This window comes from Sphingopyxis sp. UBA6723, assembly GCF_002454115.1.
GTDB lineage: Bacteria > Pseudomonadota > Alphaproteobacteria > Sphingomonadales > Sphingomonadaceae > Sphingopyxis.
In genome coordinates, this window is sequence record NZ_DKIH01000004.1 from 122,686 (window position 1) to 140,797 (window position 18,112).

General features: G+C 64.4%; 17 protein-coding genes, 2 tRNA genes and 1 pseudogene. 11 read left to right on the forward strand and 9 right to left on the reverse strand.

The window, feature by feature from the left end; translation table 11 throughout:
• Positions 1-16: 16 nt before the first annotated feature.
• The 3 genes from B4F07_RS02230 (at position 17) to B4F07_RS02240 (ending at position 4,269) form a co-directional block, all read left to right on the forward strand.
• Positions 17-1,483 (forward strand): ABC transporter substrate-binding protein, encoded by a 1,467-nt coding sequence (locus tag B4F07_RS02230; RefSeq protein WP_293704483.1) that lies wholly within the window; start codon positions 17-19, stop codon positions 1,481-1,483.
• Positions 1,484-1,522: 39 nt separating this feature from the next.
• Entirely contained in the window at positions 1,523-1,945 is a 423-nt protein-coding gene (locus B4F07_RS02235; RefSeq protein ID WP_293697900.1) for a DUF4112 domain-containing protein, read from the forward strand.
• A 218-nt stretch (positions 1,946-2,163) separates the two neighbouring features.
• Positions 2,164-4,269 (forward strand): prolyl oligopeptidase family serine peptidase, encoded by a 2,106-nt coding sequence (locus B4F07_RS02240; protein ID WP_293697899.1) that lies wholly within the window; start codon positions 2,164-2,166, stop codon positions 4,267-4,269.
• 36 nt (positions 4,270-4,305) lie between these two features.
• Here the strand turns inward: B4F07_RS02240 and B4F07_RS02245 are convergent.
• Positions 4,306-4,391 (reverse strand) — tRNA-Tyr (locus B4F07_RS02245).
• A gap of 79 nt (positions 4,392-4,470) precedes the next feature.
• Between B4F07_RS02245 and rlmB the strand changes: the two genes are divergently transcribed.
• Positions 4,471-5,241: a 23S rRNA (guanosine(2251)-2'-O)-methyltransferase RlmB gene (gene rlmB, locus B4F07_RS02250; protein WP_293697898.1), complete on the forward strand. Its 771-nt coding sequence runs from the start codon at positions 4,471-4,473 to the stop codon at positions 5,239-5,241.
• 111 nt (positions 5,242-5,352) lie between these two features.
• Here the strand turns inward: rlmB and B4F07_RS02255 are convergent, their stop codons facing one another.
• Positions 5,353-5,670 carry a 2Fe-2S iron-sulfur cluster-binding protein gene (locus B4F07_RS02255; protein ID WP_293697897.1) on the reverse strand — a complete coding sequence of 106 codons (318 nt, stop codon included), beginning with the start codon at positions 5,668-5,670 and terminating at the stop codon, positions 5,353-5,355.
• Between the two features lie 101 nt (positions 5,671-5,771).
• Here B4F07_RS02255 and B4F07_RS02260 point away from each other — a divergent pair.
• Both B4F07_RS02260 and B4F07_RS02265 read left to right on the forward strand, forming a co-directional pair.
• Positions 5,772-6,389: pseudogene (locus B4F07_RS02260) on the forward strand (DNA-3-methyladenine glycosylase family protein).
• 66 nt (positions 6,390-6,455) lie between these two features.
• Complete coding sequence (locus B4F07_RS02265) at positions 6,456-6,767, forward strand: GIY-YIG nuclease family protein (protein ID WP_293697896.1); 312 nt, start codon at positions 6,456-6,458, stop codon at positions 6,765-6,767.
• A 114-nt stretch (positions 6,768-6,881) separates the two neighbouring features.
• Here the strand turns inward: B4F07_RS02265 and tig are convergent, their stop codons facing one another.
• Together tig and B4F07_RS02275 are read right to left on the reverse strand one after the other, a co-directional pair.
• Entirely contained in the window at positions 6,882-8,468 is a 1,587-nt protein-coding gene (gene tig, locus B4F07_RS02270) for a trigger factor (protein WP_293697895.1), read from the reverse strand.
• A gap of 100 nt (positions 8,469-8,568) precedes the next feature.
• Positions 8,569-8,653: transfer RNA gene (locus B4F07_RS02275), tRNA-Leu, on the reverse strand.
• A gap of 168 nt (positions 8,654-8,821) precedes the next feature.
• On the opposite strand from B4F07_RS02275, the gene B4F07_RS02280 reads away from it, so the two are divergent.
• Together B4F07_RS02280 and B4F07_RS02285 are read left to right on the forward strand one after the other, a co-directional pair.
• Positions 8,822-9,043 (forward strand): hypothetical protein, encoded by a 222-nt coding sequence (locus B4F07_RS02280; protein WP_293697894.1) that lies wholly within the window; start codon positions 8,822-8,824, stop codon positions 9,041-9,043.
• Between the two features lie 96 nt (positions 9,044-9,139).
• Positions 9,140-9,892, forward strand: coding sequence for a hypothetical protein (locus B4F07_RS02285; RefSeq protein WP_293697893.1), 753 nt, complete (start codon positions 9,140-9,142; stop codon positions 9,890-9,892).
• A gap of 18 nt (positions 9,893-9,910) precedes the next feature.
• On the opposite strand, the gene B4F07_RS02290 is transcribed toward B4F07_RS02285, so the two are convergent.
• The 5 genes from B4F07_RS02290 to B4F07_RS02310 form a co-directional block, all read right to left on the reverse strand.
• On the reverse strand, positions 9,911-10,390 hold the full coding sequence (locus B4F07_RS02290) for a hypothetical protein (protein ID WP_293697892.1): 480 nt from the start codon (positions 10,388-10,390) through the stop codon (positions 9,911-9,913).
• Between the two features lie 87 nt (positions 10,391-10,477).
• Positions 10,478-11,956, reverse strand: a complete 1,479-nt coding sequence (gatB, locus tag B4F07_RS02295) for an Asp-tRNA(Asn)/Glu-tRNA(Gln) amidotransferase subunit GatB (RefSeq protein ID WP_293697891.1) — start codon at positions 11,954-11,956, stop codon at positions 10,478-10,480.
• A 106-nt stretch (positions 11,957-12,062) separates the two neighbouring features.
• Entirely contained in the window at positions 12,063-13,544 is a 1,482-nt protein-coding gene (gene gatA, locus B4F07_RS02300; RefSeq protein WP_293697890.1) for an Asp-tRNA(Asn)/Glu-tRNA(Gln) amidotransferase subunit GatA, read from the reverse strand.
• Positions 13,544-13,846, reverse strand: coding sequence for an Asp-tRNA(Asn)/Glu-tRNA(Gln) amidotransferase subunit GatC (gene gatC / locus B4F07_RS02305; RefSeq protein WP_088443554.1), 303 nt, complete (start codon positions 13,844-13,846; stop codon positions 13,544-13,546). Before gatC ends, gatA begins: the two co-directional genes overlap by 1 nt.
• Before the next feature lie 270 nt (positions 13,847-14,116).
• The gene (locus B4F07_RS02310; protein ID WP_293697889.1) at positions 14,117-15,880 is read right to left on the reverse strand and encodes a DUF4153 domain-containing protein; all 1,764 of its coding nucleotides are present in this window, start codon (positions 15,878-15,880) and stop codon (positions 14,117-14,119) included.
• An 86-nt stretch (positions 15,881-15,966) separates the two neighbouring features.
• Here B4F07_RS02310 and B4F07_RS02315 point away from each other — a divergent pair, with 86 nt between their 5' ends.
• The 3 genes from B4F07_RS02315 to B4F07_RS02325 all read left to right on the forward strand — a co-directional run bounded on the left by B4F07_RS02315 (position 15,967) and on the right by B4F07_RS02325 (position 18,080).
• The gene (locus B4F07_RS02315) at positions 15,967-17,238 is read left to right on the forward strand and encodes a DUF3089 domain-containing protein (RefSeq protein ID WP_293697888.1); all 1,272 of its coding nucleotides are present in this window, start codon (positions 15,967-15,969) and stop codon (positions 17,236-17,238) included.
• A gap of 96 nt (positions 17,239-17,334) precedes the next feature.
• Positions 17,335-17,796 carry a Holliday junction resolvase RuvX gene (gene ruvX / locus B4F07_RS02320; RefSeq protein WP_293696901.1) on the forward strand — a complete coding sequence of 154 codons (462 nt, stop codon included), beginning with the start codon at positions 17,335-17,337 and terminating at the stop codon, positions 17,794-17,796.
• Entirely contained in the window at positions 17,793-18,080 is a 288-nt protein-coding gene (locus B4F07_RS02325; protein WP_293696898.1) for a DUF1294 domain-containing protein, read from the forward strand. Before ruvX ends, B4F07_RS02325 begins: the two co-directional genes overlap by 4 nt.
• Positions 18,081-18,112 lie beyond the last annotated feature (32 nt).

The following is an 18,112-nucleotide window of genomic DNA, read 5'->3' on the forward strand; positions in this document are numbered from 1 at the left end:
GCGCCCCATCATCAGGATGGCAGCGGCGGCAAGTCTGATGCTGAGCGTGTCGAGTTGCGGCCTGTTCGGTGAACGCGGGCCGGTACGAATCGCCGCGATGGGGGCGATCAATCCCGCCGCGAGCCCGCTGAACGGCGAACTGTCGGCAACCAACGCGGCGCTGCTCGACGCTACGTCGCAGGGTTTGGTCAGCTATGATGGCGGGGGCCAGATCGACACCGGCCTGGCCGATCGCTGGACCGTGACCACCGACGGGCGCAGCTATATCTTCCGGTTGCGCGAAGCGAAATGGAGCAATGGCCGCAAGGTCACGGCGCAGGATGTCGCGGCGATCCTGCGCACCTATGTAGCGCCCGCCAGCCGCCATATGCTCAAAAGCGATTTCCCGGAAATCGAGACGATCCGGGCGATGACCGACACGGTGATCGAAATCCGCCTGTCAGTGCCACAGCCCGCGATCCTGGAGCTGCTGGCGCAGCCGTCGATGGCGATCGTAAACAAGGGGATGGGATGGGGACCGATGCGGGCGCGCAGGATCGGGCGCGCGATCCTGCTGTCGCCCGTTCCCGATCCGCTGGCGGAAGACCCCGAGGCCGCAGAAGCCGCGGCCAATGACCCCGCAGCGTCGATCGAACTTGTCGGCACCTCGCCCGCCGGGGCGCTGGCGCGGTTCAAAAACGGCTATGCCGATGGCGTCATCGGTGGCCGTTTCTCTACCCTGCCCTATTTCGCGGCGTCCAACATCGGCCGATCGCGGCTCGTGGTCGATCCCGCCCCCGGTCTGTTCGGACTGTCGTTCGTCCGGGCCGAGGGATTTCTGGCGACCGACACCAACCGCGACGCGCTGGCCCGAGCGATTCGGCGCGAGCGGCTGATCGAAGCCTTTGGGTTGACCGAATGGCAGCCGCAGGTGACCTTGCGCCCCGCGGTCCACACGCCCGACGGGGGCCCGGCGCCGCTGATGCCAGCGTGGGCGGCTTATGACGACGCCTCGCGGCAAACGCAGGCCCGACGGGTCGTCGATGCATGGCGCGCAGCGGGACGCGAAATCGAACCGATCCGGATCGCCGTCCCCGATTCACCGGGTGGCCGCATCCTCTTTGCCTATGTCGCCGCCGATTTCGCCGCGATCGGCGTGCCCAGCCGCCGCGTCAACATGGCATCGACCGCCGACCTGCGCCTGATCGACGAGGTCGCCCCCAATGACGATGCCCTATGGGCGCTACGCCGCCTGTCGTGTCGGCGCGACACCCTTTGCAACCGCGAGGCGGAAGGTCTGATCGATCAGGCGATGCGCAACATCGACGTGGGCCAGCGCGCGGCGCAACTGGGCGACGCCGAAGTCGTCCTCTCGCGCTACACACCCTTCATCCCACTCGCGACGCCGCTACGCTGGTCAGTCGCGGCGCAGCGCCTGACTGGCCTGCGCCCCAATGGCCGGGCGCAGCACCCATTGAATCACGTGATCGCCGCACCCAATTAATTCACTAGCGCCGTCGTGGCGCTTTATGAAAGCACGCCCATGGCCCCCTCGCCGCCCAATCCCGACGCCATTTTCGACGCATTGATCCAGAACCGTACCGATCCCGCGGCGCTGCGCAAACGGGTCGAGACGCTGGAAATCCTGCTCGAACGCAGCTTTGTCATTCCTGGCATCAATCGTCCGGTCGGCCTAGACGCGATCGTCGGGCTGGTGCCGGTGGTCGGCGACGTCATCGCCGGGCTGATGGGCGCCTACCTTATCTGGGAGGCGCGCAACCTGGGGATGCCGAAATGGAAATTGTGGCGGATGGCGGGCAATGTCGGCATCGACACGGCATTGGGCGCCATTCCGCTTGTCGGGGACGCGTTTGATCTGTTTTTCCGTTCGAACACCCGCAATCTCAAGATCATCAAGCGCCACCTGGATAAGCATCATCCAGGGACGATCATCATCGATCAGTAATCTTCATTTTCCGTTCGCATCGAGCGAAGTCGAGATGCCCATCGGTTGCGCACGCCTCGGCGTGTCTCGACTTCATCCATAGGATGAAGTTTATCCTGAGCGCCTGCAAGGCAGTCGAAGGGCTCGACACGAACGGAGGAAGGGGTTGGCTCGCGGCTTCCCTTGCGGTGTCTGACGGTGCTAGCACGGCGTCACCACGCCCCAAGGGAGACATAGTGATGATCCGCGCCAGCCTTGCCGCGCTTGCCCTCAGCTGTTCGTTCACCGCCGTCGCCTCGGCGCAGGAAGCCGATCCCTATCTCTGGCTTGAAGATATCGAGGGTGAAAAGGCGCTCGACTGGGTCAAACGAGAAAATGCCGCCACCGACAATCTGATCGTCGGCCGCCCGGGTTTCGAGGCCGACCGCAAGCGCGCCCGCGCCATTCTGGACGATGATCGTCAGATCGCGATGCCCGGCGACGTTATGGGCGACATGATCACCAATTTCTGGCGCGACGCGACCAACCCGCGCGGACTGTGGCGGCAAAGCCCGATCGACGCCTATCTGGCAGGCAAGCCGGTGTGGACGACGCTGATCGACGTCGACGCGCTGGGCAAGGCGGAGACGCAAAGCTGGGTGTGGCACGGCGCCGACTGCCTCGCGCCCGCCTATACGCGCTGCCTCGTCTCGCTCAGTCCAGGCGGCACCGATGCCGACATTGTGCGCGAATGGGACCGCTCGACGAAAAGCTTCGTCGATGGCGGCTTCACCCTGCCGCTGGCCAAGAGCAGCGTGACGTGGGAAAATGCCGACACGTTGCTGGTCGCGACCGATTACGGCGCGGGCAGCATGACCGCGTCGGGCTATCCGCGCATCGTCAAGCGCTGGAAACGCGGCACCCCGCTGGCATCGGCCGAAACGGTGGCGGAAGGTGAAGCCGAAGACGTCGGCATGAACGTCTTTGCCTTTACCGATGGCGACAAGCGCTGGCCAATGATCAGCCGCGGCAAGACCTTTTACACCGCCGACATCAAGCTGCCGAACGTCGATGCCTCGCGCTATATCTCGACGATCATTCCAGACACCGCCAGTGTCCGCGACGTCATCGACGGCCAGCTGGTGATCTTTCTCAACCAGGATTGGGCCAACATCCCCGCGGGCTCGCTCGTCTCGCTGTCGCTCGCCGACATGTCGGCCGACCGCCAGGTGCCGATCGTCACCGCGATGACCCCGACCAAGGCGCAGGCGATCGAGAATGTCTCGGCCACCGACAATATCCTGTGGGTGAAGGCACTCGACGATGTCGAGGGCAAATTGTTCGCACTGCGCCGCGACCCAGCCACCGGGAAATGGGGCCAGAAGGAGGTGCCGCTGGCCGCCAACGCCACGGTCGGCATCGCCGGGACGGTTGGCAAGCGCGACCTTGTGCTGGCGACAGCCGAGACGATGCTGACGCCGCCGACGCTCTACGCCGTGTCCGAAAACAAGGCGCCGCAAGAGGTGCAGAGCCTGCCCGCGACCTTCGACGCCAGCACAATGAGTGTCGAGAAACGCTTTGCAACGTCGAAGGACGGCACCAAGATCCCTTATTTCATCGTGCGCAAAAAGGGCGCCAACGGCCCCGTTCCCGCGCTCGTCCACGCCTATGGTGGCTTTCGCGCCGCGCAGACCCCCGGCTATCTCACCGGCCAGCCATATCGTGCAGGGCCGCTTGGCCTCTATTGGGTCGGGGACGGCAACGCCTATGTCCTCGCCAACATCCGCGGCGGCGGCGAATATGGCCCAGCCTGGCATCAGGCGGCGCTGCGCGAAAAACGCCAGAACAGCTTCGACGATCTCCATGCGGTGGCCGAGGATCTGGTCGCCACCGGGGTCAGCGCCAAGGGCAAGATCGCCATCTCGGGCCGTTCGAACGGCGGCGTCCTCGTTGGCGCTGCAATGACGCAGCGCCCCGACCTCTATGGTGCCGTCATCTCGGGCTCGCCGATCAAGGATATGTGGCGGTATGACAAGATGCTCGCCGGCGCGTCATGGGTCGCCGAATATGGCGATCCCGACGTGCCGGAGGATTGGGCCTTCCTCTCGAAATACTCGCCCTATCAGGCGCTGCGTAAAGGCGTTAGATATCCGCCGATCTTCCTCTATCTGTCGACCAAGGACGACCGCGTCCACCCCGGCCACGCGCGCAAATATGCCGCGCAGCTGAAAGAACTCGGCAACAGCGTCTATTATCACGAATATCTGGAAGGCGGTCATTCGGTTGGCGCCGACCATGCCGAGGATGCGGTGCGCGCCGCAATGCTCCACGCCTTCCTGCTGCGCGAACTGGTGGAGAAGAAATAGTGCCAAGGAAGCGGTGGTCGGCGCCGCTGCGGGCGGTGGTGGACAGGGCTGGATTCGAACCAGCGTACGGAAACCCGGGCAGATTTACAGTCTGCTGCCTTTAACCACTCGGCCACCTGTCCATGGGGTCCGCTTTGGGAAGCGGTCCAATGGCGAAACGAGGCTTGCCTGTCAATGGCAGTCATGGGAAAGGCGCGCGCTATGAGACAAATTTCCCGCCACCGTCGCCCGCAAGGCCCAAGCACCCGCGGCCAGCCCATCCGTTTCTGGGGCCGCCACGCCGTTCTGGCGGCGCTCGCCAACCCCGAACGAACCGTCAAACGGATCTGGGGAACGCGCGAAGCGCTGGGGCAGCTCGACCTGCCGCCGGTGATTCCGATCAACTATGCCGAGGTTACCGACCTCGCCAGGCTGGTCGCGCGCGACGCGCCGCATCAGGGACTGGTGATCGAAGTCGATCCGCTGGAGGACATTTATCTTGGCGACCTGTTGCAGCAAGAGGTCGATGCCGACAGCAAGCGCCCGCTGATCGTGCTCGATCAGGTGACCGACCCGCACAATATCGGTGCGGTGCTGCGGTCGGCGGCAGCGTTCGATGCCGCGGCGATCATCACCCAGGACCGCCACAGCCCGCCCGAAAGCGGCGTCATAGCGCGTTCGGCGTCGGGTGCGCTCGAAATCGTGCCGTGGGTGCGCGTCGTCAACCTGTCGCGCGCGCTGGAGGAAATTGCCGAAGCGCAATACTGGCGGATCGGGTTGATGGGCGATACCGATACGACGCTGGGATCGACCCTCGACGGCAGCCGGGTTGCGCTGGTGCTGGGATCCGAAGGCGACGGGATGCGTCACAATGTCATGGAGCATTGCGACGTGCTGGCGAAACTACCAATCTCGCCGCGCATGGAAAGCCTCAACATCTCGAACGCCGCGGCGATTGCGCTCTACGCGGTAGCGACGGCGGGCAAGGGCTGAACCTTAGCAAGTCTTGTCATTGCGAGGAGCGAAGCGACGCGGCAATCTAGGGGCGGCCTTGCACCGCTCTGGATTGCTTCGCTTCGCTGGCAATGACGAGAGAGTGGAGGATCAATCCTCCGCAGCGATCCGCACCTTCAACCCGTCCAGTGCGTCGCTGAACGGCAGCTGGCACGACAGGCGCGAGGTGGCGTCGCGGTCAGTCGTCGAATCGAGCAGATCGTTCTCGTCCTCGCTCATCGCGGGCAACTGATCGGCCGCACCCGCTTCGACATGGACGTGGCAGGTCGCACACGAGCAGCAACCGCCGCACAGCGCCAGCAACTCGTCGAACCCGGCGTCGCGGATATTTTCCATCACCGTCAGGCTGGTGTCGCCCTGGATTTCATGTTCGGTTCCATCACGCGTCACGACAATCAGCTTGGCCATGCTAGTCCCCATATCTTCGATGTTGCTGGCGCTATGTCGCGCGTTGCGCGGCAAATCAAGCACTGCTAGTGACAGGCATTGGAACAAAAGGGGAATATGACATGGGCCTGACCCAGCAGCAGCTGAACGCCGGAATCGACGCGCTCGCCGCGCTCGATCCGAATTTCGCGCGCGCGCTGGCGAATGCCGGTTACCCGGAACCGCGCATCCGGACGCCGGGCTACACCACACTGCTTCGCACCATCGTCGGCCAGCAGGTCAGCGTCGCCGCGGCAACCTCGATCTGGAACAAGCTGGAGGCGCAATTTGGCGAAGGTTGCCCAGCCGAGATCGTCGCGGCGGCCGATTTCGATACGCTACGCGCCTGCGGCCTGTCGGGCCAGAAACAGGGCTATGCCAAAAGCCTCGCGCAACTGATCCTCGACGGCGAACTAAAATTCGATGCCCTGCCGGCCGACGACGAGGAAGCAATCGCACTGCTCACCAAGGTAAAAGGCATCGGCCGCTGGTCGGCCGAAATCTATCTACTGTTCGCCGAAGGCCGCCCCGACATCTGGCCCGCGGGCGATCTGGCGGTGCAGGAAGCGGTGGGCCGCATCCTCCAACTCGGTGCGCGCCCGAGTGAGAAGTAGGCACGCGAACTCGCTGAGCCTTGGCGCCCGCATCGCGGCGCGGCGGCGATCTTCAGCTGGCATTGCTACAATATGGCGGTGATCTAGTTTGAGACAGATCAATCTCCCCGTCTTCGTCATTCCCGCGAAAGCGGGAACCCAGCGGCGACGCTGATGCGACAGGATTTCGGCCCGACCACGTACATCCTCGCTTCGCGCCGCAACGGCACGTTATACACTGGCGTCACATCCAATCTCATCCAGCGCATTCATCAGCACCGCGAAGGCCTCGTTCCAGGCTTCACGCTTAAGTACGGCGTAAAGGCGCTCGTCTGGTTCGAACAACATTCCACAATGGACGCGGCGATCCAGCGCGAAAAGCGGATCAAGAAATGGAACCGCGCATGGAAGCTTGAACTGATCGAGAAGGATAACCCGGACTGGCGCGATCTTGCCGAAGACCTGGGTTTGGCTCCGATCGGCTGACTGGGTTCCCGCGTTCGCGGGAATGACGATGTATGGGGTTGCGCCGATCCGAAACAAAAAAGGCCGGGTGGAGCATCCTCCACCCGGCCTTTTTTGTTGATCGTCAGCCGAAGCTTATTTCTTCGCCGCAGCCTTCTTGGCCGGAGCCTTCTTCGCCGCAGCGGGCTTTTCTTCGGTCTTGGCTTCGGCCTTCTTGGCCGGAGCGGCCTCAGCCTTCTTTGCCGGTGCCTTCTTGGCAGGAGCCGCCTCGGCGGCATCTTCCTTCACATCGGCCTTTTTGGCTGCGGGCTTTTTCGCCGCCGCCTTCTTGGCCGGCTTGTGGTCGTGGTCATGATCGTGATCACAGCCCGGACCGTGGACGTGGCCGCTGTCGTCATCGGCTTCGATCGCCGCTTCCAGTTCCTCGCGGGTGGTTTCGCGGTCGCTGATCTCGGCCTTCTCGAACAGGAAGTCGACGACCTTGTCCTCATAGAGCGGGGCGCGGAGCTGGGCCGCGGCGAGTGCGTCCTGCTGGACATATTCCATGAAGCGGCCGCGATCTTCGGGGCGATATTGCTGCGCCGCCTGCATGATCAGCCGCTGCATTTCCTGCTGCGACACCTGCACGCCATGCGCCTGGCCGATTTCGGACAGGAGCAGGCCCAGGCGGACGCGGCGCACCGCGATCGCATGATAATCGTCGCGGTCGGCTTCCAGCTCGGCCTTCGCCGCGGCAGGATCGTCCTCGTTTTCGACTTCCTGCTCCAGCTGCTGCCAGATCTGCGCGAATTCGGCCTCGACCATCGTCGGCGGCACATCGAAATCATGGCTCGCCGCGAGCTGGTCGAGCAGCTTGCGCTTCATATAGGTGCGCGTCAGGCCGTTCAGTTCCTGCTCGACCTGATCCTTCATCAGCTCTTTCAGCTTGTCGAGGCTTTCGAGGCCGAGCGACTTCGCGAACTCGTCGTCGATCTTCGATGCCGCGGGAACCTTCACTTCCTTCACCGTCACGGCGAATTCAGCCTTGGCACCCTTCAGGTTTTCGACCGGATATTCGGCGGGGAAGGTGACCTTGACGGTCTTCGCATCGCCGACCTTGGCGCCGACCAGCTGGTCTTCGAAACCCGGGATCAACTGACCCGAACCGATTTCGACCGCCATGTCTTCACCGGTGCCGCCGTCAAAGGGAACGCCGTCGACGCTGCCGGCAAAATCGATGATGACCTGGTCGCCAGCGGCAGCCTTCTTGGTCTTCGGCGCCTCTTCAAAGCGCTTCATCTGCGCGGCGAATTCTTCGATCTTAGCCATCACGGCCTTGTCGTCGGCGGGGACGGTCAGGCGCTCCAGCTTCAGCCCGTCGATCGACGGCGTCTTGATGTCGGGCAGCACTTCCAGCGCGACGGTGACTTCGGCGTCCTTGCCGGTTTCATAACCATCGGCCAGCGTGACCGCGGGCTGCAACGCGGGGCGGAGCTTTTCCTTGGCCATCAGGTCGCGAACCCCGGCGTCGATCGCCTTGTTCAGCGCGTCGGCCGACAACGCGGCGCCGTGCATCTTGCGGATCAGGTTCGGCGGCACCTTGCCGGGGCGGAAGCCGGGCATGCGCACGGTCGGCGCCATGCTCTTCACCTCGTCGTCGACGCGGGCGTCGATGTCCTTGGCGGTGATGGTCACGCGATATTCGCGCTTCAGGCCTTCGTTCAGCGTTTCGACGGTCTTCATTGCCTTGGTCTTATCCTTGCTCAAAATCTCGTATCGATGAACCCCGGCCACATGGCGGGGTTCCCCTATCCCGGCTCCATCCCCATCAGATCGTCGGAACTGGTGCGGGCGAAGGGACTCGAACCCCCACATCTTGCGATACTGGTACCTAAAACCAGCGCGTCTACCAATTCCGCCACGCCCGCAGAGGCTGTCGGCCGGGTGCACAAAGCCGCGCGCAAAGCCGCGCACGCCCGTGCGGGCCGCGCGGGGCTATAGCAGACGCGCCGCCGAGGGCAAGGGCGGAAAGCCCGACATTTCTGCGGGGGGAACGCGCACCGCGCCCGTTCGTTGATAAGGCAAGGAGAGCCCTTATGACCTTTGCATCCAGCCTGCACGTTCGCGCCACCGATCCCTTCCCCAAACCCAAGCCCGACACCATCGAACCGATGGCCCCGCCCGAGCATCCGGTGCAGCCAACGCCGCAGGAGGATCCCGCGGGTCAGCCGCTGGAAATCCCCGGCAATCCGGGTGGCGGCGGCGATATGGATGAACCGGGCCACGGCCCGGATGAAGTGCCGCCACAACAGGTTTAGTCCGGGTCGCCGCCATCCTTGTTAGGGGGGCGGCGGGCTTTGGCTGTCGTCCGTTTCGTGCTAAATTCGCGCTGCCCCGCAACAGGAGACACTGCGATGCGTCCGATCTGCCTTTCCCTGCTTCTCACGGCCTGTGCCTTCCCCCTCCCCGCGCTCGCGCAGTCGGCGCCCGATGTCGCTGATCTGGTCGGTGCGCGCGGCGCGGGCGGCGAGACCCAGCTGCTCGCGCGCGGCTATGAATCGCGCCAGTCGAATGTCGTCGGCAACCAGCGCTATACCTTTTGGTACAACCAGCGCACTGGGCGCTGCATCTCGGTGGCGACGATGGACGGGCGTTATTCGGCGATCATCGGGGTTCCGGCGGAAAATTGTCAAGGCGGCAGCCCAGCCGACGACCATCACACCCCGCCTGCCGATGCGGGCTATAGCGATCCAGCGTCGCTGGTGCTCGTCTGCTACGGTGCCGGCAACCGGCCCAGCGTGACCACTACCCCCAGCTACGACTGGAACCGGTCGAAGCATAAGTGGGAATGGGGGAGCGACGTGGTCAGCACCAACGAAGGATTCAACAGCGACGTCCAGGTCGAACTTTACGGCGATCATGGCCGCATCCATCTTGGCCCCAAGCTGGTTCCGCCGATCCATTCGGGCGGGCATGAAGGCTGGTGGGATCTGGAAAATCTGATCGTGAGCCCCGATCGCATCACCGCGACCTATCGCCTCAACGGGCTCAACAAGCCGAAGCTCGACATCGATCGTCGCTCGGGTCGTATCCAGATCAAGGCCCAGACCGACTTTTCAGGTCAGTGCGACATCGGCAATTGGGGCGCGGGGCAGCGGCGCTTCTGACGCCGCAGTCGCCTCGCCTCAGCGGGTGCAGAAATCCACGAAGCGCGCGATCGCCTGTTTACCGGTCGCGGTCGCCGCCATGTCGATCGTTCGTCCGTTGGCGGTCATCCGCAACCAGCCGTTGGTTGCGAAGGCGCGGATCAGCGGCGACCCGCCCGCAATTTCCTGCGACTGGAAAAACGGCATCTCGTCGATCTCGGTCGTGCCGGTGACGCGCAGCTTCGCGCTGCCCGACGCCAGCTCGATCGCGGACAGGTCCGGCGCACCGCCCGAAATTCCGGCAAAGATGCGATTGCCGCCCTGCTCGCAGCGGAAATTCAGCGGCTGGTCGTCGGTGCCGTCGACTTCATAGGCGAGGATCGCGTCCGACACGCGATCTTCATTGACCCGCATCGTCCAGTCATAGCCGTCGTTCACCGCAGGCGCCGCGCTCGCGGTGCCGCCGAGCACCAGCATCGCCGCGCCGCCGACCGCAATCATCATCCGCTTCATCATCATTCATCCTTCGCATCATGTCGGCATGGGTTTAGCCGCTTATGACGCCGAAGCCACTGAATCGACTGTGAACTCGATCACAATTTTGGGTCAGCTGAGCGCCTTTTTGAGCAGCTCGTTGACCACCTGCGGGTTCGCCTTGCCCTGCATCGCCTTCATCGTCTGACCGACGAAAAAACCGAACAGCGCTTCCTTGCCGCCCTTATACTGCTCGACCTTGTCGGCGTTGGCGGTCAGGATCTTGGCGATTTCGGCTTCAATCGCACCGGTGTCGCTGGTCTGCTTGAGCCCGTCGCGCTCGACGATTGCCGCAGCGCCGTCGCCGCTTTCCAGCATCTTCTCGAACACCTGCTTCGCGATCGTCCCCGAAATCGTCCCGTCGGCAACCAGCCCGAGCAATTCGGCCGCCTGCTCAGGCGACACCGGCGAATCGGTCAGGTCGCGGCCCATGCGGTTGAGCGCACCGAACAGCTCGCTCGTCACCCAGTTCGCCGCTGTCGCCGGTTTCGCGCCGGTGGCGAGCCCAACCTCCAGCAATGTATCGAACCAGCGCGCCGCCTCGACCTCGGCGGTCAGCACATCGGCATTATAGGCCGAAATTCCCAGCGCCAGATAGCGGTCGCGCTTGGCGTCGGGCAGTTCGGGCAGGCTTTCGCGGCACTCGGCCAGAAACGCATCGTCGAGTTCGAGCGGCAGCAGATCGGGATCGGGGAAATAGCGATAATCATGCGCATCTTCCTTCGACCGCATCGACCGCGTTTCATTGCGGTCGGGATCGTACAGCCGCGTTTCCTGCACCACCGTGCCGCCGCTTTCGATCAGTTCGACCTGACGCTTCGCCTCGCCCTCGATCACCGCCATCACGAAACGCACCGAATTGACATTCTTCGTCTCGGTGCGCGTCCCGAATTCGTCGCCGGGCTTGCGAACCGACACGTTGACGTCGGCGCGCATCGAGCCTTCTTCCATATTGCCGTCGCACGACCCGACATAGCGCAGGATCGCGCGCAGCTTGCGGACATAGGCCCCGGCCTCTGCGGGCGAGCGCATGTCGGGCTTCGACACGATCTCCATCAGCGCGACGCCGCTACGGTTCAAATCGACATAGGACATCGTCGGATGCTGATCGTGCATCAGCTTGCCGGCGTCCTGCTCGACATGGATGCGCTCGACCCCGATCACCTTTGGTTCTGGAATCCCCGCCTTCTCGTCCGCCTCGACAGTGATCGCACCTTCGCCAACAAGCGGATGATAAAGCTGCGAAATCTGATAGCCCTGCGGGAGATCGGCGTAGAAATAATTTTTGCGGTCGAACCGCGACCATTTGTTGATCTGCGCCTCGATCGCCATCCCCGTGCGCACCGCCTGGCGGATGCACTCGCGGTTCGGCACCGGCAGCATCCCCGGCATCGCGGCATCGACCAGCGACACCTGCGTGTTCGGCTCGGCCCCGAACGCCGTCGCGGCGCCCGAGAACAGCTTGGCGTTAGTCGTGATCTGGGCGTGGACCTCAAGGCCGATCACGACCTCCCACTCACCGGTTTCGCCCTTGATGCGATAGTCAGACATCACTTACTTTCCTTGTGTCCCTGCGAAGGCAGGGACCCATCACCTGCCGCTTCAACCTTGCACCATCCGGAGATGGGCCCCTGCCTTCGCAGGGGCACAGGCCAAGCTACCACCACTTCTCCGCCCGCGCCGTGAACCCGGCGCGTTCCTCGATCGCCAGCCCGGCGTTGAGCACGCCCTGCTCGTCGAATGCCTTGCCGATGATCTGCAAGCCCAGCGGCAGCCCTTCGCGGTTCAGCGCCGCGGGGACCGACATCGCGGGCAGGCCCGCGAGGCTCGCGGGCACCGCGAACACGTCGTTGAGATACATCGACAGCGGATCGGCCATCTTCTCGCCCAGCCCGAACGCCGCCGACGGCGCGGTCGGCGCGAGGATCACGTCGCACGACGCAAAAGCCCGCTCGAAATCGCGCGCGATCAGCGTCCGCACCTTCTGCGCCTGCGTGTAATAGGCGTCGTAAAAGCCCGCCGACAGCACATAGGTGCCGATCATGATGCGGCGCTTGACCTCGGCCCCAAAGCCCTCGGCACGCGTCGCGGCATACATGTCCTGCAACCCCGCGCCCTGCGGCAACGCGCGCAGCCCGTAGCGCACGCCATCATAGCGCGCGAGGTTCGACGACGCCTCAGCCGGCGCGATGATGTAATAGGCGGGCAGCGCATATTTGGTGTGCGGCAGGCTGATCTCGACAACTGCGGCCCCGGCATCTTTCAGCATCGCGATCCCGGCGTCCCACATCGCATCGATGTCGGGGTCGATGCCCTCCAACCGATATTCCTTGGGAATCCCGACCGTCTTACCCTTGAGATCGCTCGACAAAGCCGCTTCCAAATTGGGCACCGCCATGTTCAGGCTGGTCGCGTCCTTCGGATCGAAGCCCGCCATATTTTCGAGCATGATCGCGCAATCGCGTACATCGCGCGCCATCGGCCCCGCCTGGTCTAGCGAGCTGGCGAACGCCACGATGCCCCAGCGCGAGCAGCGGCCATAGGTCGGCTTGATCCCCGAAATGCCGGTGAACGCCGCGGGCTGGCGGATCGAACCGCCGGTGTCGGTCCCCGTCGCCGCGGGGCACAGTCGCGCCGCGATTGCGGTCGACGAACCGCCCGACGATCCGCCCGGCGCGAGCGACGCGTTGCCGCCATCCTTGCGCTTCCACGGGCTGATGACATTGCCGAAATAGCTCGTCTCGTTCGACGACCCCATCGCGAACTGGTCGAGGTTCAGCTTGCCCAGCATCCCCGCGCCCGCGTCCCACAATTTCTGGCTGACGGTCGATTCATAGCGCGGGACGAAACCCTCCAGCATATGGCTCGCCGCGGTCGTCTGGACGCCATCGGTGCAGAACAGATCCTTCATCCCGATCGGCACGCCCGACAAGGGTTTCAGCGTCCCCGCGGCGCGATCGGCATCGGCCGTCTTTGCTGCGGCCAGCGCATGTTCGGGCGTCTCGACGATAAACGCGTTGAGCGCCTTCGCCCCCGCGACATTGGCACTGAACGCCTCCGCCACTTCGACGGCGCTGAAATCGCCCGCGCGGTGGCCATCGCGGATCTGCGCCACGGTCAGGTTGGTGAGGTCAGTCATTATTCAATCACTTTCGGGACACCGAAAAATCCGTGCATCGCCGCTGGCGCGTTCGCCAGCACATCGTCGCGGCGGTTGCCGCCGGTCAGCGGGTCGGCGTCGATCACATCGTCGCGCAGCCGCAGCGTGTTGGGGATCACCGCGGTCATCGGCTCGACCCCGGTCACATCGACCTCGCCGAGTTGTTCGACCCAGCCCAAAATGCCGTTCAATTCGCCTTCCATCGCGGCGGCTTCGGCATCGCTGATCGCGATGCGCGCCAGCGACGCTATTTTCCTGACCGTTGCCTGATCGATTGTCATTGGGTTCCTGCCTTTGCGGGATAATGATGCGCCGCTAGCACCGTGCCCCCTGCGCTTCAACCGTTGAGAGCGCCTTCACCGGGAGCCGAGCGCACAGGCTGTGTCGGAAAAAGATTCGCGCAGAGGCGCAGAGAACGCCGAGAAAAATTCTGCGGCGCAGCCACTTCTTCCTCATTATCGATAGTGCGTGTCGCAACCCGGCGATCGTCTCTGCGGCCTCTGCGCCTCTGCGCGAAAATATCCACAATAGGACCTAGCCGTTGTCGTTAGCTACTCGAACACCTCCGGTTCCGGCACGCCATCCACCACAATCCGCCGCTGCTGAATCGTCTCGACCGTCACCGTCGCTTTCGACAGGTCCGTTTCAGGCCGCACCGGCCGTCCGCCGCGCGCCGGGTCGCCCTGGATCCAGCGCCCTTCCGCGTTCAGCGTCACATAATCGAAATTCAGCATCTCCCCCGGTTCATTCTGCCCCAGCACCCCGATCCGGTCGCCGGCCAGCCACACCGCGACGCATGCCTTGGCGCGGCGGCACATATAGGTTTCTGCGATGCGATCCCGTGCATCGGCAGGCAGCGCTCGATCGGCGGGAATAACCCGGATCCGCTCGGCAAAGGGCTTGGGCAGCGCCAACCCGTTCGGCCCGGTCAGATCCCAGCGGTTTTTCGCCTCCAGCGCCGCTGTTGCGGCATCGCGGCGCGCCTTTTGCGGCGACCTGGTCAAATCCCGCAACGCCGCGCGCCCACTCGGCCCGAAATCATAGGCCATCGCCGCCCAGTCGAATTGTTCAACCGTCGTCGTCCCCGAGTTCAGCCGCGCCATCTGATCGCGCGTTGAAATCGCCCCAAAGTCGAGGATTGGCAGCGCCAGGAACAGCGCCAGCAGCGCCACCCCGATCGCCAGCTTTTGCTGCAACGGGCGCAGCACATCGTCGAAATCGCGCCGCCCTTTGGTCACCGCCCACAGCCCGACGAGCCCATAGCCGAGCGCAATCACCGTCGCGATCAAGCCCCAGATACGCTCCGGCGTCCATCCATATTGGCCGATCCGAAGCTGCATCGAATAATAAGCGATCCCCGCCAGCGGCAGCACCGCCACCGCCAGCACCGGCGCCGCCCAGCGCAGCAGCGGATTGGTCGCGCGATCATCGGCGCCATTGCCGATCACCGCATTGGCCAGCAGCACCGCAAACGCCGCCGCCGCCAGCATCAACGCCGCGGTCGAAAAGCCTGATGCCCAGAGCTTCGCCAGCCCCGTCCCCGCCAGCGACAGCAGAAAGATCACCAGCGCCGCCGCCAACACCGGCGCCAGCACCGCCAGCACGATCATGACCAGCCGCTGCAACGTCGACACCAGCTTGTCGCGCTCGCGCAGCAACCCCACCGCGCCGCCAAACGCCGCGCCCGCCAGCATCCAGCCGAACCATTCGTCGTTCAGCAAATCGCGGATCAGGTCGATCCCGATCAGGTGGAACATTTCCGATATCAGGAAGGTCAGCAGGAACGCGATCCCGACGAACGCCAGGCTCGCCGCGCCGATCACCGCATCGGTCCACGCGTGACTGTGCAGTCGGCCATAGGGCATGTCCCACAGCTTCCAATACCGCCAGTCGGGCGCGACATCGCGGTGCGTCTGGAACAAAGGCGTCGCGACCAGCACCGCGAGCATCCCCGACCAGAACGGCCATTCGATCGGGCCGCCCTGCAAATTATACGCCGCCGTCTGCCACGCGATCAGCCCGAGGACCATGCCCCAGATCAGCGCAAAGCCGAGCGCCCAGAGCCACCGCCGCAGCTCGACCCCCAGCACGAACACCACCGCCGCGACCGCAACTGCAGTCGCCAGCGCGCTGCGCCACTGCGCCAGCCCATCCTCGTAATTGTGATCGACGAGGGCATGGAACGCGAGCCCCGCCGCGGCACAAATCGCCGCCATGATCCACGGGCGCAGCGGCCAAGGCGGATCATTATCGTCAAGGCGTGCGGAAACTCGGGGCGAATCGGCGGCGGTGCCGGTTGCGGGCGCGTCGGTCATACCCCACATCTGGGCTTGTTTCGCGGGCCAGCGCAAGCCAAACAGCGCACCAGTCCGTCTCCCCTCCCTACCCCATGGAGCCCCCCTTGGCCCGCAAATTTCTGTACGTCATTGCCGCGATCATCCTGCTGATCCTTGCCGCCGGGGTCGTATATCAGCTCTTCCCCGGCTGGGTCGCGCGCACCGCCTTTGTGCCGAGCGCAGAGTTCAAACAGCAAGCCGCCATCGAACCCAATGCCTATGACGACCCCAAAATGTGGTTCGCACATCCCGGCGTCGCCAGCGACCCGTCGGCCTGGCGCCCCGCCGCCGAAGGATCGGCACCCGACAGCGCCGAAGCGCAGTCGCGCGACCAGCTGATCCCGTCCGCGGGCGCCGCCGAAACCACCGCGCCGCCGGTGCCAAAGGGCGACGCCGCGGTCTTTTTTGTGCATCCGACCAGCTATTACAGCCGCTCGAGCTGGAACGCGCCGCTGGCAGACCGCGATTCGGACCACCGCGCCAATCTGTTCGTACAGGGCATGGCGAGCGCCTTTGCTGACGCGGGTGAAATCTGGGCGCCGCGCTACCGTCAGGCGACCCTCGGCGCCTTCCTTGCCGAAGACCGTGTCACCGCGGGCAAGGCAATTGACGCCGCTTACCGCGACGTCGAGGAAGCCTTCGACGCCTTTGTCGCCGCGCAGCCCAAGAACAAACCGATCGTCCTTGCGGGCCACAGCCAGGGCGCGCTACACCTCACCACCCTGCTCAAAAACAAGATCGCCGGCACGCCGCTCGCGAAGCGGATCGTCGCGGCCTATGTGATCGGCTGGCCGATCAGCCTCGACACCGACATGGCCGCGCTCGGCCTGCCCGCGTGCCAGACGCCCGAGCAAAAAGGTTGTATCCTCAGCTGGGCGACCTTTGCCGACCCCGCCGATCCCGAAATGGTGATCAGCGCCTATGATGGCACGATCGGTTTCGACGGTCGCCCGCGTGCCGACACGCGGATGCTGTGCACGAATCCGCTCACCGGCACCCCCGACGCCGCCGCTGCGCCCGACGCCAATCTCGGCACCCTCCGGCCGACCGAGGGCTTCAAGAGCGGATCGCTGATCGCGGGCAAGATCGGCGCCAAATGCGACGACACCCGCGGCCTGCTGATGATCGGCGATGCCGAGATCGCCAAGGATTATGTCGTCGCAGGCTATGTGCTGCCGGGCAATAATTACCATGTCTATGACATCACCCTGTTCTGGGCGAATGTCCGCGCCGATGCTTTGCGGCGGTTGGCGGCGTATGAGGGGAAGCCGTCGCCGGTACCGCCCGCGGCGATGCCTTTGGCGCCGACGCCAACGGTCGCTGCACCGAAAACCTAATTCGGTTCGTGTCGAGCGAAGTCGAGACACGCTGGGCACGCACGACCCTTCGACGTGTCTCGACTTCGCTCGACACGAACGGGTAGAGGGTGAGCGATGATCACCACCGCCGCCCCCGAATTCTCCGCCCAATTCCCCAATGGCGGCCGCCTCGCAGGCCTCGATGTCGGCACCAAGACCATCGGCGTCGCGACCTGCGATGTGAACTGGAGCTTCGCGACCCCCGACAAGACGATCATCCGCAAGAAATTCGCCGCCGACCTCGCAACGCTCAGAACGGTCCTCACCGCCCACGCGATCGTCGGCCTCGTCGTCGGCCTGCCCCTGAACATGGACGGCAGCGATAGCCCGCGCACCCAAAGCACCCGCGCCTTCGCCCGCAATCTGCTGCCACTTGGCCTTCCCATCCTGCTCTGGGACGAACGCTGGTCGACCGCCGCGGTCGAGCGCGCGATGATCGCCGCCGACGTCAGCCGCGCCAAACGCGCCGAGCGAATCGACAGCGCCGCGGCGGCCTTCATCCTGCAAGGCGCGATCGACGCGATGACGCGCGGTTGATCCGCTATGTCGTCTATTGGCTCGCCGCGGCAAACGGCATCACTTTTGGCCTGATGATCGCCGACAAGCGCCGCGCAGAAGCAGGCGCGCTCCGGATATCCGAAAGCACCCTGCTCGGCTGGTCGTGCCTCGGCGGCGCCATCGGCGCCTTTGCGGCCTCACGCATCGTGCGCCATAAGACGCGCAAGCAGCCGTTTGCGACGAAGTTGATTATGCTCTGCGCCGCCGAAATCGTGCTGCTCGGGCTCTGGGCGCTTGGCGTTCTCGATTTTCTCGTGACTTGATCCTCCCCATGGCTGCGCCACAGGGAGGATCG

Excerpts from the sequence above, each read along its gene's own strand:
- B4F07_RS02230 (WP_293704483.1), top strand. The coding sequence starts at position 17 with ATGGCAGCGGCGGCAAGTCTGATGCTGAGCGTGTCGAGTTGCGGCCTG.
- B4F07_RS02235 (WP_293697900.1), top strand. The coding sequence starts at position 1,523 with ATGGCCCCCTCGCCGCCCAATCCCGACGCCATTTTCGACGCATTGATC.
- B4F07_RS02240 (WP_293697899.1), top strand. The coding sequence starts at position 2,164 with ATGATCCGCGCCAGCCTTGCCGCGCTTGCCCTCAGCTGTTCGTTCACC.
- rlmB (WP_293697898.1), top strand. The coding sequence starts at position 4,471 with ATGAGACAAATTTCCCGCCACCGTCGCCCGCAAGGCCCAAGCACCCGC.
- B4F07_RS02255 (WP_293697897.1), bottom strand. The coding sequence starts at position 5,670 with ATGGCCAAGCTGATTGTCGTGACGCGTGATGGAACCGAACATGAAATC.
- B4F07_RS02265 (WP_293697896.1), top strand. The coding sequence starts at position 6,456 with ATGCGACAGGATTTCGGCCCGACCACGTACATCCTCGCTTCGCGCCGC.
- tig (WP_293697895.1), bottom strand. The coding sequence starts at position 8,468 with ATGAAGACCGTCGAAACGCTGAACGAAGGCCTGAAGCGCGAATATCGC.
- B4F07_RS02280 (WP_293697894.1), top strand. The coding sequence starts at position 8,822 with ATGACCTTTGCATCCAGCCTGCACGTTCGCGCCACCGATCCCTTCCCC.
- B4F07_RS02285 (WP_293697893.1), top strand. The coding sequence starts at position 9,140 with ATGCGTCCGATCTGCCTTTCCCTGCTTCTCACGGCCTGTGCCTTCCCC.
- B4F07_RS02290 (WP_293697892.1), bottom strand. The coding sequence starts at position 10,390 with ATGATGATGAAGCGGATGATGATTGCGGTCGGCGGCGCGGCGATGCTG.
- gatB (WP_293697891.1), bottom strand. The coding sequence starts at position 11,956 with ATGTCTGACTATCGCATCAAGGGCGAAACCGGTGAGTGGGAGGTCGTG.
- gatA (WP_293697890.1), bottom strand. The coding sequence starts at position 13,544 with ATGACTGACCTCACCAACCTGACCGTGGCGCAGATCCGCGATGGCCAC.
- gatC (WP_088443554.1), bottom strand. The coding sequence starts at position 13,846 with ATGACAATCGATCAGGCAACGGTCAGGAAAATAGCGTCGCTGGCGCGC.
- B4F07_RS02310 (WP_293697889.1), bottom strand. The coding sequence starts at position 15,880 with ATGACCGACGCGCCCGCAACCGGCACCGCCGCCGATTCGCCCCGAGTT.
- ruvX (WP_293696901.1), top strand. The coding sequence starts at position 17,335 with ATGATCACCACCGCCGCCCCCGAATTCTCCGCCCAATTCCCCAATGGC.